This is a genomic window from Paenibacillus sp. LS1, assembly GCF_026013365.1.
Taxonomy (GTDB): domain Bacteria; phylum Bacillota; class Bacilli; order Paenibacillales; family Paenibacillaceae; genus Paenibacillus.
Genome location: NZ_JAPDOE010000001.1, coordinates 1,093,054 through 1,106,770, shown reverse-complemented (window position 1 = coordinate 1,106,770; position 13,717 = coordinate 1,093,054). Strand labels below are relative to the sequence as shown.

At 46.6% G+C, this 13,717-nt stretch carries 17 protein-coding genes; 16 read left to right on the top strand and 1 reads right to left on the bottom strand.

The window, feature by feature from the left end; genetic code table 11:
- Positions 1-75 precede the first annotated feature (75 nt).
- The 14 genes from hisC to OM416_RS04605 all read left to right on the top strand — a co-directional run bounded on the left by hisC (position 76) and on the right by OM416_RS04605 (position 11,610).
- The gene (gene hisC, locus OM416_RS04670; RefSeq protein WP_264927467.1) at positions 76-1,176 is read left to right on the top strand and encodes a histidinol-phosphate transaminase; all 1,101 of its coding nucleotides are present in this window, start codon (positions 76-78) and stop codon (positions 1,174-1,176) included.
- 26 nt (positions 1,177-1,202) lie between these two features.
- On the top strand, positions 1,203-2,297 hold the full coding sequence (locus OM416_RS04665; protein ID WP_264927465.1) for a prephenate dehydrogenase: 1,095 nt from the start codon (positions 1,203-1,205) through the stop codon (positions 2,295-2,297).
- Positions 2,298-3,011: 714 nt separating this feature from the next.
- Positions 3,012-3,605 carry an RNA polymerase sigma factor gene (locus OM416_RS04660; protein WP_062835180.1) on the top strand — a complete coding sequence of 198 codons (594 nt, stop codon included), beginning with the start codon at positions 3,012-3,014 and terminating at the stop codon, positions 3,603-3,605.
- Entirely contained in the window at positions 3,602-4,240 is a 639-nt protein-coding gene (locus OM416_RS04655) for an anti-sigma factor family protein (RefSeq protein ID WP_264927463.1), read from the top strand. The genes OM416_RS04660 and OM416_RS04655 overlap by 4 nt, the downstream gene beginning before the upstream one ends.
- Positions 4,241-4,283: 43 nt before the next feature.
- Complete coding sequence (locus tag OM416_RS04650; protein ID WP_264927461.1) at positions 4,284-4,883, top strand: histidine phosphatase family protein; 600 nt, start codon at positions 4,284-4,286, stop codon at positions 4,881-4,883.
- Positions 4,884-5,160: 277 nt separating this feature from the next.
- Positions 5,161-6,279, top strand: coding sequence for a hypothetical protein (locus tag OM416_RS04645; protein WP_264927459.1), 1,119 nt, complete (start codon positions 5,161-5,163; stop codon positions 6,277-6,279).
- Positions 6,280-6,323: 44 nt separating this feature from the next.
- A complete protein-coding gene (locus OM416_RS04640; protein ID WP_264927457.1) occupies positions 6,324-6,830 on the top strand; it encodes a gamma carbonic anhydrase family protein in 507 nt (168 codons plus the stop codon).
- A gap of 23 nt (positions 6,831-6,853) precedes the next feature.
- Positions 6,854-7,033: an IDEAL domain-containing protein gene (locus OM416_RS04635; RefSeq protein ID WP_017687723.1), complete on the top strand. Its 180-nt coding sequence runs from the start codon at positions 6,854-6,856 to the stop codon at positions 7,031-7,033.
- Positions 7,034-7,185: 152 nt separating this feature from the next.
- A complete protein-coding gene (locus OM416_RS04630; protein ID WP_264927455.1) occupies positions 7,186-7,608 on the top strand; it encodes a YpiF family protein in 423 nt (140 codons plus the stop codon).
- Between the two features lie 193 nt (positions 7,609-7,801).
- Entirely contained in the window at positions 7,802-8,344 is a 543-nt protein-coding gene (locus tag OM416_RS04625) for a ubiquinol-cytochrome c reductase iron-sulfur subunit (protein WP_264927453.1), read from the top strand.
- A gap of 15 nt (positions 8,345-8,359) precedes the next feature.
- Positions 8,360-9,031, top strand: coding sequence for a menaquinol-cytochrome c reductase cytochrome b subunit (qcrB, locus tag OM416_RS04620; protein WP_017687726.1), 672 nt, complete (start codon positions 8,360-8,362; stop codon positions 9,029-9,031).
- A 21-nt stretch (positions 9,032-9,052) separates the two neighbouring features.
- Positions 9,053-9,937 (top strand): menaquinol-cytochrome c reductase cytochrome b/c subunit, encoded by an 885-nt coding sequence (locus OM416_RS04615; protein ID WP_264927440.1) that lies wholly within the window; start codon positions 9,053-9,055, stop codon positions 9,935-9,937.
- Positions 9,938-10,047: 110 nt separating this feature from the next.
- The gene (locus OM416_RS04610; protein ID WP_264927438.1) at positions 10,048-10,674 is read left to right on the top strand and encodes a DUF1405 domain-containing protein; all 627 of its coding nucleotides are present in this window, start codon (positions 10,048-10,050) and stop codon (positions 10,672-10,674) included.
- A gap of 66 nt (positions 10,675-10,740) precedes the next feature.
- A complete protein-coding gene (locus OM416_RS04605) occupies positions 10,741-11,610 on the top strand; it encodes a sporulation protein YpjB (protein WP_264927436.1) in 870 nt (289 codons plus the stop codon).
- Between the two features lie 111 nt (positions 11,611-11,721).
- On the opposite strand, the gene OM416_RS04600 is transcribed toward OM416_RS04605, so the two are convergent.
- A complete protein-coding gene (locus tag OM416_RS04600) occupies positions 11,722-12,591 on the bottom strand; it encodes a YitT family protein (protein WP_253438555.1) in 870 nt (289 codons plus the stop codon).
- A gap of 172 nt (positions 12,592-12,763) precedes the next feature.
- On the opposite strand from OM416_RS04600, the gene OM416_RS04595 reads away from it, so the two are divergent.
- Positions 12,764-13,093, top strand: coding sequence for a nucleotide pyrophosphohydrolase (locus OM416_RS04595; RefSeq protein WP_017687732.1), 330 nt, complete (start codon positions 12,764-12,766; stop codon positions 13,091-13,093).
- Between the two features lie 50 nt (positions 13,094-13,143).
- Complete coding sequence (locus tag OM416_RS04590) at positions 13,144-13,668, top strand: tetratricopeptide repeat protein (RefSeq protein ID WP_264927430.1); 525 nt, start codon at positions 13,144-13,146, stop codon at positions 13,666-13,668.
- The last annotated feature ends 49 nt before the right edge of the window (positions 13,669-13,717 follow it).

The following is a 13,717-nucleotide window of genomic DNA, read 5'->3' as shown; positions in this document are numbered from 1 at the left end:
AAGTACATCCTTTGGACACGTGAGGTACACGCTGATTTGTGTCCAACATTATTTTAATAACAGGAGGCGGTCGGGTTGAAACCGAAATCCCAGATTGTCAATCTGCCTGTGTACCAGCCGGGCAAACCGATTGAAGAAGTGAAACGTGAACTGGGGCTTGATCAAGTCATCAAGCTGGCCTCCAACGAAAATCCGTACGGCAGTTCTCCTGCCGCTCTGGAAGCCATTACGAGAGAAATGACAAACATAAGCATATACCCAGACGGTAGCTCGGTTGAGTTGACGGGAGTTCTTGCTAGCCATCTTGGCGTGGAACGGAACAATCTAATATTTGGTTGCGGTTCCGACGAGATTATTGCTCTGATCACCAGAGCTTTCTTCTTGCCGGGTGACGAGACCATCATGGCAGATCAGACCTTCTCCGTATACAAAAGTAATGCAGATATTGAGGGTGCCGTTACCATCGAAGTGCCTCTGAAAGATGGAACGCATGATCTGAGCGCGATGCTTGCGCAAATTAATGACAAAACCAAAGCAGTATGGGTGTGTAATCCAAATAATCCAACAGGTACGATTATCTCCGAGCAGGAACTTACGGCCTTTATGGACCGCGTGCCTGCTCATGTGATGGTCATACTGGACGAAGCGTATTATGAATTCGTAACCGATGAAGCATATCCGCAAAGCGTATCATTGATCGAACGGTATCCGAACCTGGTCATTCTGCGGACATTCTCCAAAATTTACGGTTTGGCTTCGCTCCGGATCGGATACGGAATTGCACGTCCCGAAATTATTGATTTGATTAACCGTGTACGTGAGCCATTTAACACTTCGCGATTTGGACAGGTCGCAGCAACGGCAGCACTGCTCGATCAGGAGTTTGTTCAAGAGTGCTCGAAGCGGAATGCAACGGATCGGGATTTCCTGCAAAATGAATTTACCCGGTTGGGATTGTCGTATTTCCCTTCTCAGGGTAACTTTATTATGGTTGATCTGAAAATGCCTTCCGCAACGGCGTTCCAATCCTTGCTCAAACAAGGCATTATCGTTCGCCCAGGATTCCACGTATATCCAACATACATTCGTGTGTCCGTCGGAACATCAGAACAGAACCGTGCATTTGTCACGGCACTGGAGAACACGCTGGCTGAGAAGGCGGTAACACGCCCTTAATTCTGGCGATGAAAGAGTGAGGACCCATGAAACTAAAAATTGCAATGATCGGTGTAGGACTCATCGGCGGTTCACTTGCGCTCTGCTTCAAAGGCAAGCCAGGTGTAACCGTGATGGGCTACGCCCATTTGGATGAACTGAAGGACAAGTACATAGCGAGCGGTGTAGTGGATAATGCTACGCTCTCTCTAGAAGAAGCGGTAGAGGATGCCGACTTTATTTTTTTGTGCGTTCCCGTAGGTTTGCTTGAATCCTATTTCGATCAGCTCTCCAAGCTGCCATTGAAAAAAGGATGTATTATCACGGACGTAGGAAGCACTAAGGCTTCCATTGCCGCTTGTGCCGAGCATGTGCGGTTGACTGACGCTTATTTCATCGGTGGTCATCCTATGGCAGGATCGGAGCGTGCAGGCGTTGATGCGGCCTCAGCCGTGTTGTTTGAGAATGCATACTACGTCTTGACCCCTTCAGAACATGTGCCTGAGGAAGCGTACAGCAGGTTGTCTGAGCTGCTCGCGTATACGCGGGCACAGATCGTACGTGTGGAGCCTTTGCTGCACGATGACATTGTGGGGGCGATTAGTCATCTGCCACATGTTATTGCTGTTGCGTTGGTAAATCAGGTGCGTGAATATAATGAGTCGAATCCGCTGTATAAAATGCTGGCTGCAGGCGGTTTCCGGGATATCACCCGGATTGCATCCAGTGACGCCATTGTATGGAGAGATATCTTGCTTAGCAACCGGGATGTACTGCTGGGCTTACTTAAGGACTGGAACAGCCAAATGACGGCCTTCACGGATATGCTGGAGCATAAGAATGGTGAAGCCATTGAGGAAGCATTCCGTCAGGCCCGCGAGTTCCGCAGTGTATTGCCAGAACGACGCAAAGGCATGATTTCGCCGTTATTTGACCTGTATACCGATGTCCAGGATGCACCTGGTATGATTGGTAAGATCGCAACTGAACTTGGGGCCAATGACATCAACTTGAGCAACTTGGAGATTATCGAGAACCGGGTGGATGTGCCAGGCATTATGCGTCTGTCCTTCCGTCAGGAAGAAGATTTGGAACGAGCCAAGATGTTATTGGATTCCTTAGGCTATCAGGTGTGGATATAAGACGAGAAAGAGGGCGAAAGCCCTCTTTTTTGTAGGTTATATTGGAGTTGTTATTTGATTTTCAGTCACAGAAAAAAAGGATGTATTATCCTGAATTACCGAAAGATATAATTAACTCAAACAATTTTACTTAAAGTGTTGACAAAATGAAAACGTATACATATAATAAGAGTACAGTATGGTTTCTCTCCACTCCTATCCAATAACTGTATTGCTCCAAGTGAGCAATGGCCGCTTATGTAAGCGGTCTTTTTTTTGTCTTAAAAAGTTAGTGGTCCGTTACCAGTATATTAAGATTTACATCCTCTATATACATCACCCTCCTTAATCTGTCAGGATACCTTAGATCAAAAAAAAGTCACATTTTTGTAACCTTTTCAGAACTTCGTTCGTCTATATACAAAAGGCTTGTCAAAAAGGTCCAAAAAGAAGTCATGAACGTGAAAATGACCGCATATGAATGACAGGTCGGGTTTCTGTGGATAGCAATGGATTTGCCAGGATGATGCAGACCGTTGTACAATAAATACTGTTAATGTAGAAACGTTGGGGAAATTGCCATTACATAGGGGAATTTGGCGGGAAGGCCAGTTATGGCGCTGAACGCTGTTTATATGCGGTGAAAACCGCAACTTTTTTGTGCCTGTTCGGTAATATATGGATAGAGTCGAACGGGGAGAAGCACATGGATGGGCGAGGAGGGGTCGCACTCAAATGACGGATTCCCAGTTGATTCGAGAGATCAAGGAAGGTAACCTGGAGTTATATTCCGAGCTGATGAGTCGTTATCAGCGTAAAATACTGGCTTTCGTATATCATATGTTGAAAAGTTCCAATATGGAGCTGCTTGCGGAAGATCTCTGTTCTGAGACTTTCTATAAGGCGTTCCGCAGTCTGCACTCTTTCCGTGAGGTGGATGCCTCATTCTCAACCTGGTTATATACCATTGCGAGAAATACGGTATTGAGTGAGCTTCGCAAACAGCGCAGCGGAAATGTCCCACTTGAAGAGAGCGGGATCGTTCCCGTTGCTCCTTCGGAGAATGCACCGGAGTATGCTGTTCTACGCAGCGAGCGGGTGATGCTGGTTAGGGATGCGATTAACAATTTGCCAGAAAAGCAGCGTTCTGCGATTATACTCCGCGAGTATGATCAACTAGACTACCAGGAGATTGCGAATATTCTTGGGCAGAGCGTCAGTTCTGTGAAATCGCTATTATTCAGAGCAAGATCAAGCGTGAAAACTCAATTGGAACCTTATTTCTTCGAACCGGTGTACGAGCCATATGAAGGGATGAAGAACCGATGAATTGCAATGAAGCCCAGGAACTGTTTGCACTGGTCTGGGACTTGCCGGAAGCTCATCCTCAGCGGATTGCATTTCAGGCTCATCTCGCTGGTTGTGAAGAGTGCTCCGAGCAGTTTGAGGTCTGGGAAGAAGCCCAGATCTTGCTGCACAGCATCCCGGTTCCAGTGACAGAACAACAGGCAGAGAGAGTCAACCGTAACGTTATGGACCGGATCTATGCGGAGTCTCCATGGCTATTGCCGGAAGAGGCAAAGGTTAATCGTTTCTCTGCTGCGATCCGCAAACATATGTCTTTGTGGATTGCCGCGTTCCTGGCTATTTTTTTATGCAGCTTTCTGTACATGGCAATGTTTAAGCCAGACGTATCAGAAGCTGAGCAAACCAAGGTTGTTGCTACGGGTATTCTGGAGACAGGGGTTGCCGGAAGTGGACCATCGTCTTCTGGATTATATCAGTACAACATGACTGGAGCGGACAGAGGAAGCATCATTGAACCTTTTGTTGTGAGCATGGGACCTGCTTATCCTCAGTATTGGATGGCCCTGTCTTTACTAGCAATAGGGATGGCTTTAATTTCTCTTGGACGTATGCATCGAACAACGAATAAACGTAAACAACAAGGTGCGCGTGCATAGGTAATAACCTTTCGTTCGCCGTGTGGAGAAATGAGGGATGTAAGTGCGAATCGGGCTTATTCGTCACGGTCTTACAGACTGGAATGCGGCGGGCCGTATCCAGGGGCAGACTGATATACCTTTGAATGGCGAAGGACGTGAACAGGCAGAACGCCTGGGAAGACGTCTGCTGACGGAAGAATACCAATGGGACTATATCATCACAAGTGGATTATCGCGGGCACAGGAAACAGGGGAGATTATCTCTAAACTGTTGAATGTACCCTTGCTTGAACCGGACGCACGGTTGAAAGAAAGGGCTTTTGGTCAGATTGAAGGTCTGACTTCAGAAGAACGGGTTGCCCGTTGGGGCGAAGCCTGGGAGACGCTCGATCTGGGACAGGAGCAGATAGCGGATATCCAAATTCGTGCACTGGCGTTTCTGGAAGATCTATGGTCTGCCTATCCTGACCAGAACGTACTCATTGTCACTCATGGAGCTTTTCTAGCCAACCTGTTAACGGCCTTGTATAAAGATCGGTATACGGAACGCATTGGAAACCTGTCGCTGACGATCCTGGAAAAGGAACGTGATGACTGGAGTCCGCTGTTATATAATTGCACACGACATCTGTCTTTGGACACAGCGAAACAACCTGAGTAATCCAACTTGGGTTGTTTTTTTGCGTTTTATGGGGAAAGAAAGACTTTATATGATTTCAAACCTCTCATTTTTCTTCTGATTGACCAACTTGAGGCATAGTATGATTAACGAATTAATTTCATAACTCACTAAAGATATTATGAAATGGATTCAAACATAAAAGATTTCCAAAAAGAGGTTTAGATTGTGGGAATTCCGTCAACGATGTTTACAAAACCAAACTATTTCAGGCTCCGAGTCAGCAGTCGAAGTAGTTAACGGGCGAGGCGATGGACCCATGAATCTAGCGGATATGCTTACTTTTGCCGATATTGGCCAGCTTAATCGAATAGCAGACTATTACCAATGTGAATGCAAGCCCAACTCCAAACATGAACTCATCCAGAGTATTCTCACTACATTGGGCAGCAGACCCTTTTTTGAGCAGCAGGTACGTCAACTGAATCAAGCAGATCAGCGCTTCTTGAACAACTTGTTGTTTGATCCTCGCCAGTACTATGGTATGGAAGAACTCGTTGCCATAGCCCGTCAATCGATGGACAAAAAGGAGAGTGAGGCTGGAGCCAGTCCACGTGACCTCATCGTTCGCTTCAATAAGAGCGGATGGTTGTTCAATGGGACGACGCAGCAGACCAGATATCTGTATCAGGTACCTCAGGATCTGAAATTAAGGTTTAGGGATGTGTTATCCACACATTTGCGAGCTGGGATTACCAAAACGACGGAACCGCCCATGTATCGGGATGAGTACCATCTCTTAGCGGATGATCTCAAATTGTTCCTGCAGTTTGTCCAGCAGCATGAAATTGCCCTTAACGCTGAAGGCATGATGTATCGTCGTTCCCAACAGCAGATTATGGAGCATCTGCACATCAGTGAGGAATTGGTGGGCAAAGCCGGTTGGAGATTCGGATATGGCCGTTCGTTCAAGGATTACCCGGATCGTTTCGCGCTTCTATACGACTACGCATTTCACCATCGGCTGGTTCGCGAGGAGCAAGGTACGCTGAGGTTATCACCAGCTGGTGAAGACAAGCTAGGGGCTGAGAAAACAGCCGAAATGATACAGCTATTTAGGTTTTGGTTAAGATTGTATAAAGGTGCTATTCCCAATCTGTCCTCTATTGTGTATTGGACAGGCGAATGTGCCTCGGAATGGTCAACTGCCGAATCGCTGTTTGGTCAGATCGGTCCATTCATTCAGCCGTTCTATTACGATACGGCCGAGGCCATCTATGATAACAGAATTGTTAAAATGATGTTGCATCTTGGCATGGTCCGCATCGGGGAACATGAGGAAGGCCGGACTGTACAAATGACAGCCTGGGGCACACGTCTTGCTGCATCCTGTCGTTCCATCTCCGGAGACGTTACACCTATTATGTTTGACAAGTGAAGGACAAGTTGCTAAAATCACTCCCAAATTAAGGAGTGATATCAATGATAATTCCATACAAAGGTCTACAACCTCAGTTACACCCTTCAGTATATATGGCTGAAGGTGCAAAACTGATCGGTGATTTGAGAATGGGAGAAGAATCTTCCGTCTGGTTCAATGCAGTCCTACGAGCCGATTTGGCTCCCATAATCATTGGAAAGCGCTGTAATATTCAAGATAATGCTGTAGGGCATGTCAACACAGATCAACCTTTGATTTTGGGAGACGATGTTTCGGTAGGACATTCAGCGATCATTCATGGTTGTCGTATTGGAACAGGATCATTAATCGGCATGGGAGCCATTCTGTTGAATGGAGCCGACATTGGCGAATATACGCTGATTGGGGCCGGTTCAGTTGTTACTGAGAATAGTAAAATTCCGCCCTATACTCTGGCCTTGGGGACACCTGCCAAAGTGATACGTGAGCTGACTGATGCCGATCTCGAGCGAATGTCCAGAACTTCACTGGGTTATGTTACCAAAGGAAAAGAATATAGGAGCTCTTAAATCCGTTTTGGAGGTGCATCCTATTGGATAAAATGAAAGTTACGTATGAAGTCATGTTGGGGCTGGCAGCTGAGATGGTGTGGGACGAAGCGCTTCGCAAACAGCGCAGCGAAAAGCTCTATTTGGAAATCGATAAAGCGTTAGCTACCGGAGACGAAGTAGCTTTCCGGAGTCTGACGGATGAACTGAGGACGATAAACTGATGGGCACAATACATCTTTTCTGATATAAAAGGGAATGCGCAGATGCGTGTTTCCTTTTTTGCTATGTGTAATTCCAAAATGAATGTCTGGATTTATAAGATATGCTCATATATAATATGGGAATAAAATGGATAGAAAGGGGATATAGGGAATTGAAATTCAGTGAGATGACTCAAGACAGCTGGGCTGAACTGCAACTCTATCTGGATACATGCCTTATTCCATACACGGCTCTTAGCGGTGAGCAGTCGCCAGTTGAAGCTACCGAAGCACTGGAGCGGCTGAGAGATTTTCTGGATATGGTAGAGATTCCTTTCAAAGGGAGAATTATGACGTATCCAGCCTTTCATTATGCTAATTCTGAAATGTCAATGACATTAAATTCCTTGTCCGCACAGCTTAAATCTTCAGGATTCAAATATGTGGTTATTATGTCATCAGATGGTCAGTTTGATGGTATGGAAATTGCATCTGCTGATTTAGTTTTGAGTCGGTCAGCGTTAACGCGTGAAGTTGGAGAAGAGGGAATTGCGAGATTTGTCGGGGAGAAAATACGAGAGTTGTGGAAAAAATGAGTTTCGCGTGACAAATGTGACAATTTTACAACACTTTTTTAATAACGCTTACAATTGAACCTTAAAAATGTGTGACAAATTCTTGACGGTGTTCTAGGGCTACTATATGATTATGTATGTTCTAGTAAGTCGTGGAATTTCTGAAAATGAAAACGTTTGAGAGAGTTGGCTGAAAAAGGGGGTTGGAGACAGTATGAGCAGTGAGCATGACCAGCACGAAGCTTCATTGAAATTGCCAAGCCGCATGGAGATGTCACGCAGGCAGTTTTTGACGTACACGCTTGGTGGAGCTACAGCCTACATGGCCGCCGGTGCAATCCTTCCCATGGTCCGTTTTGCGGTGGACCCGATTTTGCAGCATAAGGGAGAAGGCACCTCTGTAAAAGTAGCTGAAATCAGTAAAATTACGAATGAGCCTCAAGAATTCACCTTTGAACTTCAACAACAGGATGGTTGGTATCTGAGTAATGCATCGTTAGTGGCGTGGATTCGCAAAGACGAGCAGGGTAAAATTTATGCGCTCTCACCTATTTGTAAACATCTGGGATGTACAGTGGGCTGGAATAGTGACAAAAGTTATCCTGAAGAGTATCATTGCCCCTGCCATGGCGCGCACTATGACAAGGAAGGGAAGAATCTTGCCGTAGCCCCCAAACCGCTGGATGAGTACGTAATCAAGGAAGAGCAGGGTTGGGTATATCTGGGCGACATTGTTCCGAACACCCGAGTGAATTAGGAGGCGTGAACGCAGATGTTTAAAAATGTCTATGACTGGATTGACGAGCGTCTTGACATCACGCCAATCTGGCGGGACGTTGCGGATCATGAAGTTCCAGAGCATGTAAATCCGGCTCATCACTTTTCCGCATTCGTGTACTGCTTTGGTGGATTGACGTTCTTTATTACTGTTATTCAGATTCTGTCAGGCATGTTCCTGACCATGTATTACGTACCTGATATTATCAATGCCTACGCAAGTGTGGAGTACCTGCAAACCAAAGTAGCCTTCGGCCAAATTGTTCGCGGCATGCACCACTGGGGAGCCAGTCTGGTTATCGTAATGATGTTCTTACATACGATGCGTGTGTTCTTTACAGGCTCTTACAAGGCACCGCGAGAAATGAACTGGGTTGTCGGCATGCTGATCTTTTTCGTCATGCTGGGCCTGGGGCTGACAGGGTACTTGCTACCATGGGACAACAAAGCCTATTTTGCAACAAAAGTAACACTGGAGATTGCCAATACGGTTCCTTGGCTGGGACCAATCATTAAAGAATTCCTGCAAGGCGGTACGATTGTCGGTGCACAGACACTAACCCGATTCTTTGCCCTGCACGTATTCTTCCTCCCCGCGGTGCTTCTGGTGCTTCTGGTCGGACACTTTATCATGATCCGCAGACAGGGCATTTCGGGACCACTATAAACTGAGAAGGGAGGAATCGCAATGGCTCACGGACATAAGAAGGATGATGAGGAAAAGGTTATCTTTGTCGGTGATTCACGCGTACGTAAAGGGGCGGGATTTATAACCCCTCCTGATTACACGGCGTATCCCGGCAAATCAGAAGCCTTTATTCCCAACTTCCTGCTGAAAGAATGGATGGTTGGTGTCGTTGTATTGGTAGGGATTTTGGTTCTCACGATCTCAGAACCTGCACCTTTGGGATATCCGGCCAATCCAAGCGCATCCGTTATTCCCATGCCGGACTGGTACTTCCTTTTTCTGTATCAGTATTTGAAGTATCCATACGCATCAGGCGATTACGTCCTGCTCGGGGTACTGGGAGTCAGTGGAGTCGCTTTCGGAGCTTTACTGCTTGCACCGTTCCTGGACACAGGCAAGGAGCGACGTTTCTATAAACGTCCCATTGCTTCATCGTTGATGATTTTGTCGGTCATTGCTGTATTTTACCTGACGAATGTAGCGTGGACGCATTACGAGCATGAGTTGGAAGCAAGTGGACAGAAGCCTGAGCACATTCAGCGTGAGGAAGAAGCGCTGGAGAGGCATGAACAGGGGCTTCCACCAGTTTCCAATGCACCTGGACAGCAACAGGAAGTGGCCATCGTGGAACAGGATGACCCTGCAATGGAAACGTACAAGAAGGCTGGGTGTATTGGCTGCCATGCGGCTGATATGAAGGGCGCAAGTGGACCTTCACTTCGGGGTGTGGGTGACAAGCACAGTCAGGAAGAGATTCTCACCATTATCAAAGAAGGCTACAACGAGATGCCTCCTCAGTACAATAATGCCATCGCTCAAGGTGTTACGGATGAAGAAATTAATCATCTGGCCGAATGGCTTGCGAAACAGAAAGCAGAACAGTAAAATCGAAATAACCAATGAAACCTGATCGTTTATGCGGTCAGGTTTTTTGAAGTGTTTTTGGGGCAGCACGTTATCGTGCATAACATGTGAAGAAGGAAGGGGCAGGGAGCGTGGCTTTATCGTTTTTCTGGAGTAGGGAATTTCTGACCAATCGTTATTTTCTGTGGCTTTTGTTTTGGTGTAATGCAGTAGGAACGGTATACGGATACATCTGGTACGGAGAGCAAATGAAAATGACGCTGGCTGAACAGCCGGTGTGGCAGGTCATATTTGTGCCGGATAGTCCAACGGCGAGTTTGTTTTTCACCTTAGGATTGCTATGGATCTTATACCCACCACGGTCTATCATCATTAAACAGATCGGACATGTAATTCAGGCGCTTGCCGTGGTCACATCTGTGAAATATGGCGTGTGGGCCGTTTCTATTATTTTCGCTGGCTGGATGCAGGGTGGCACACAGCACTGGCAAGACTGGATGTTGATTGCTTCGCATAGTGCGATGGCTATTGAAGCTCTTATATATGTACGGTTTTTCGGTTTCCGCTGGGCTGCTCTTGTCGTTGCAGGTCTCTGGACGCTGTTGAACGATACGATGGATTATACATATGATATTTACCCTTGGTTACCCGCCTCCCTCTACGATCATGTAGATGGTGTGCGTAATTTCACATTCGGACTGACGCTGGTGAGTATTCTGTGTGCATGGCTTGCGCTCAGACAAGCGAAACGAACCTGATATCCGATCTTGAGCTTGTTCTAAGGAACTGTGCCCCGCCATACATTGATGGTGGGAGGGATGTCCATGAAGAGAACGTTCAGGTTCAAAACTGGCTTATTGGTGGTATCGTTCATGGCTCTGCTGCTTTGGACGAACTTAGCATATCGTGTATCCGCGCAAAGTGAAGGATTGAATTCGAATTCAGATCAGCAAGTGTCCACAAGCAATTCAATTGCACAGCTGAATGAAGAAGCAGCCGTTTTGTATCGTCAGGCGCTCGAGAATAATATTGAAGAAGTACGAGGAAGCATTCTGCGCATCAGTAAAAGTCTGGAGCATATCTCCTTTGAGGGACAAACGACAGTGGAGGGCATTCACGCCTTGTCCGAGACTATAGTTGAAGTGAAACAAGCGGTTGTGAAGGTGAAAAATGACGATGCTTCTCTTCAGCAGTCCTCTGCCAAACTCAGACTTGCAGCAGATAGTCTCGCGAATCCAACCAAGCCTTTATGGCTTCAGTATTATAAAATCGTGAAAAATGATCTGGACGCTTTATCCGATGCTACAAATCAGGGTCAAACTGCGGCTGTTCTGGCTAACCGTTACGTTGTTCTGGAGGAGCATTATGAGACGATTCGTCCTGCCGCAATGATTCGCCGTGAACCGTATGAAATTGCTCAGATGGACGCCTGGTTATCTCATACCAAGGGGCTTACCACTGCAAAGCAGCCAGATCTGGCTCAGTTAAAAAGCATGGTGGGCCATGGTGAGGAACTGGTGAACCAGTTATTTGGTCGGGAGAAGGACGAGAGTGCCTTCGTACCGTTTGTACAGGGCCCTGATCGCAGGGCAGCTGGTTTGCTCATCAGTTCGGTCATTGTGGCGACGTTAAGTTACGCCGGATACCGTAAGTATCGTGCGCAGCAGCAGGGGATTTTTCCTTTTCGGCGCTAATGGCTTATTGACCTAATCGTTGTATATAAAAAAAACCTCTTTCCACATAAACAGCCACGCTAACGGCTCTTCATGTGAAAGAGGTTTTTTTGTAGTTTTTGTATAGTTACATCAACTTTCTTTGAAACCTTCTCCATGTACATCATGAACATCGCTGATGATGACAAAAGCTCTGGGGTCAATGGAACGTACAATGGTCTGCAGTCGCCTGAACTCTTGCCTGGAGATTACGCAGTAGGCCATGTGTTTGGCCTGTTTAGAGTACGCGCCAATGGCTGGAATGAGGGTAACGCCACGATCCATATCCCGTGTGATCTGGTCCGCAATCTCGGGTGCATGGTCACTGATGATCATAAATGCCCGGGCAGAATATGCACCTTCCTGAATAAAGTCGATGACTTTGGAGGCGATAAATACCGCTACGAGCGTATACAGAATTTTTTCTTTGGGGATGTAGATGAGAGAGAGCCCGATAATGACGAAATCAATGCCCAGCAATACTCGCCCCATACTCCATCCGTACTTGCGGTTAAGAATGCGAGCAATGATGTCTGACCCGCCCGTTGTTCCGCCCCAACGGAATACGATGCCGAGGCCGGCTCCGAGGGTAACACCCGCATACAGGGCGGCTAGCAGGAGGTCATTCTCGGTATGTAATGGTTCTATCCAGCCCAGATGAATCAACTTTTCGAATAACCATAGAAAAACGGTCAATGCCCCAATTCCGATACCGGTATAGATCATCTGTCTGCCGCCCAAAATTTTGAGCCCGATCAGAAAGAGAGGGACGTTAAGAATCAGGGTCGTAAGTGAAGGTGAGATGCCGAACGCGTAATTGATCAGCACCGTAACCCCGGTAAGGCCACCTTCCATAAGCTGATTGGGGATAATGAAATAGAGGAGCCCAAAGGCATATAAGGCTGTACCCAGAAGGATGGGCAGAACCAGTTTGACTTGAACCCAGGTTTTGGCAGTGCTCATAAGATCCCTCACTGTAGATAAATTAGAATGAAGAAGCAATCATTCCCATCTAGTATACCTGTTTATTGATTCTTTAAAAATGATTTGTCGCTGATGATGGTGGAAGTGAATCTAAATAACTGATATTATTAGGAACAAATACGACATCATTTCAAAAGGAGAATCCGTTCTCATGGAGAAAAGCATCGCAGAAATGCAGCGTGAGGTTGATCAATATATCTCCCAGTTCAAGGAGGGGTACTTCAGTCCTCTGGCCATGTTGGCCCGGATGTCTGAAGAGGTTGGGGAGCTTGCCAGGGAAGTGAATCACGAGTTCGGTGAGAAGCCCAAAAAGTCTTCTGAAGCAGCCAATTCCATTGAACTTGAGCTTGGAGATATTTTATTTATCACGATTTGTTTTGCAAACTCGCTGGGTATTGATCTGGCTGAGGCGCACGATAAAGTCATGCATAAATTTAACACCCGCGATGCCAATCGGTGGACTCCAAAAAACACCGATTAGGCGTAGATTACATATGCTGTACCATCACCCGATTGGGGAGGGTCAGCTTGATGATGAAACCGGAAGAATATATGCAGCAGGCTTATCGCTGTATATTGCAAAATGATTTTGAGCAGGCCATTCGTTGGTTCGAATCAGCCATTCATGCTCATCCGCAACATGCGGAGTTATATTATCGCTGTTCCATTACGCACGCCCGTAGCAAACATCTCGTTCCGGCGCTTGAATATGCGCGCAAGGCGGTTGAGTTGTCGGCAGGAACAGAGGAGTATGTTTTGCACCTGCAGACATTGGAAGCGAAACAACTGACTTCCAGAGCCAAGTTGCTGTTGGAGCAGGCAGGTATTGCAACACAGGAGCGTTATGTGGAAGCGTCTACGCTGTTGAAAGAAGCGGTCAGACTTGATCCTCTTTCCGTAGAAGCTCAGGTCATGCTTGCACTCGCTTACAGTGACTTGAATGAATTTGATTGTGCAATTCAGGCGTTACGTGAGGCCATTTTGTTGGACCCGCAGAACGGGCAACTGCATCAGATGTTACAGGAAATCAAGCAACGTATGAAATCCATACAGTAAGAATCCATTTCACAAGGGTATGCAAGTTAAGTTGAAATGGATTCGACGA

What these genes read in the sequence shown, in the direction of transcription:
- qcrB (WP_017687726.1), top strand. Translation starts at nt 8,360, where the DNA reads ATGTTTAAAAATGTCTATGACTGGATTGACGAGCGTCTTGACATCACG.
- OM416_RS04645 (WP_264927459.1), top strand. Translation starts at nt 5,161, where the DNA reads ATGAATCTAGCGGATATGCTTACTTTTGCCGATATTGGCCAGCTTAAT.
- OM416_RS04595 (WP_017687732.1), top strand. Translation starts at nt 12,764, where the DNA reads ATGGAGAAAAGCATCGCAGAAATGCAGCGTGAGGTTGATCAATATATC.
- OM416_RS04615 (WP_264927440.1), top strand. Translation starts at nt 9,053, where the DNA reads ATGGCTCACGGACATAAGAAGGATGATGAGGAAAAGGTTATCTTTGTC.
- OM416_RS04660 (WP_062835180.1), top strand. Translation starts at nt 3,012, where the DNA reads ATGACGGATTCCCAGTTGATTCGAGAGATCAAGGAAGGTAACCTGGAG.
- OM416_RS04625 (WP_264927453.1), top strand. Translation starts at nt 7,802, where the DNA reads ATGAGCAGTGAGCATGACCAGCACGAAGCTTCATTGAAATTGCCAAGC.
- OM416_RS04640 (WP_264927457.1), top strand. Translation starts at nt 6,324, where the DNA reads ATGATAATTCCATACAAAGGTCTACAACCTCAGTTACACCCTTCAGTA.
- OM416_RS04600 (WP_253438555.1), bottom strand. Translation starts at nt 12,591, where the DNA reads ATGAGCACTGCCAAAACCTGGGTTCAAGTCAAACTGGTTCTGCCCATC.
- OM416_RS04590 (WP_264927430.1), top strand. Translation starts at nt 13,144, where the DNA reads ATGATGAAACCGGAAGAATATATGCAGCAGGCTTATCGCTGTATATTG.
- OM416_RS04605 (WP_264927436.1), top strand. Translation starts at nt 10,741, where the DNA reads ATGAAGAGAACGTTCAGGTTCAAAACTGGCTTATTGGTGGTATCGTTC.
- OM416_RS04665 (WP_264927465.1), top strand. Translation starts at nt 1,203, where the DNA reads ATGAAACTAAAAATTGCAATGATCGGTGTAGGACTCATCGGCGGTTCA.
- OM416_RS04655 (WP_264927463.1), top strand. Translation starts at nt 3,602, where the DNA reads ATGAATTGCAATGAAGCCCAGGAACTGTTTGCACTGGTCTGGGACTTG.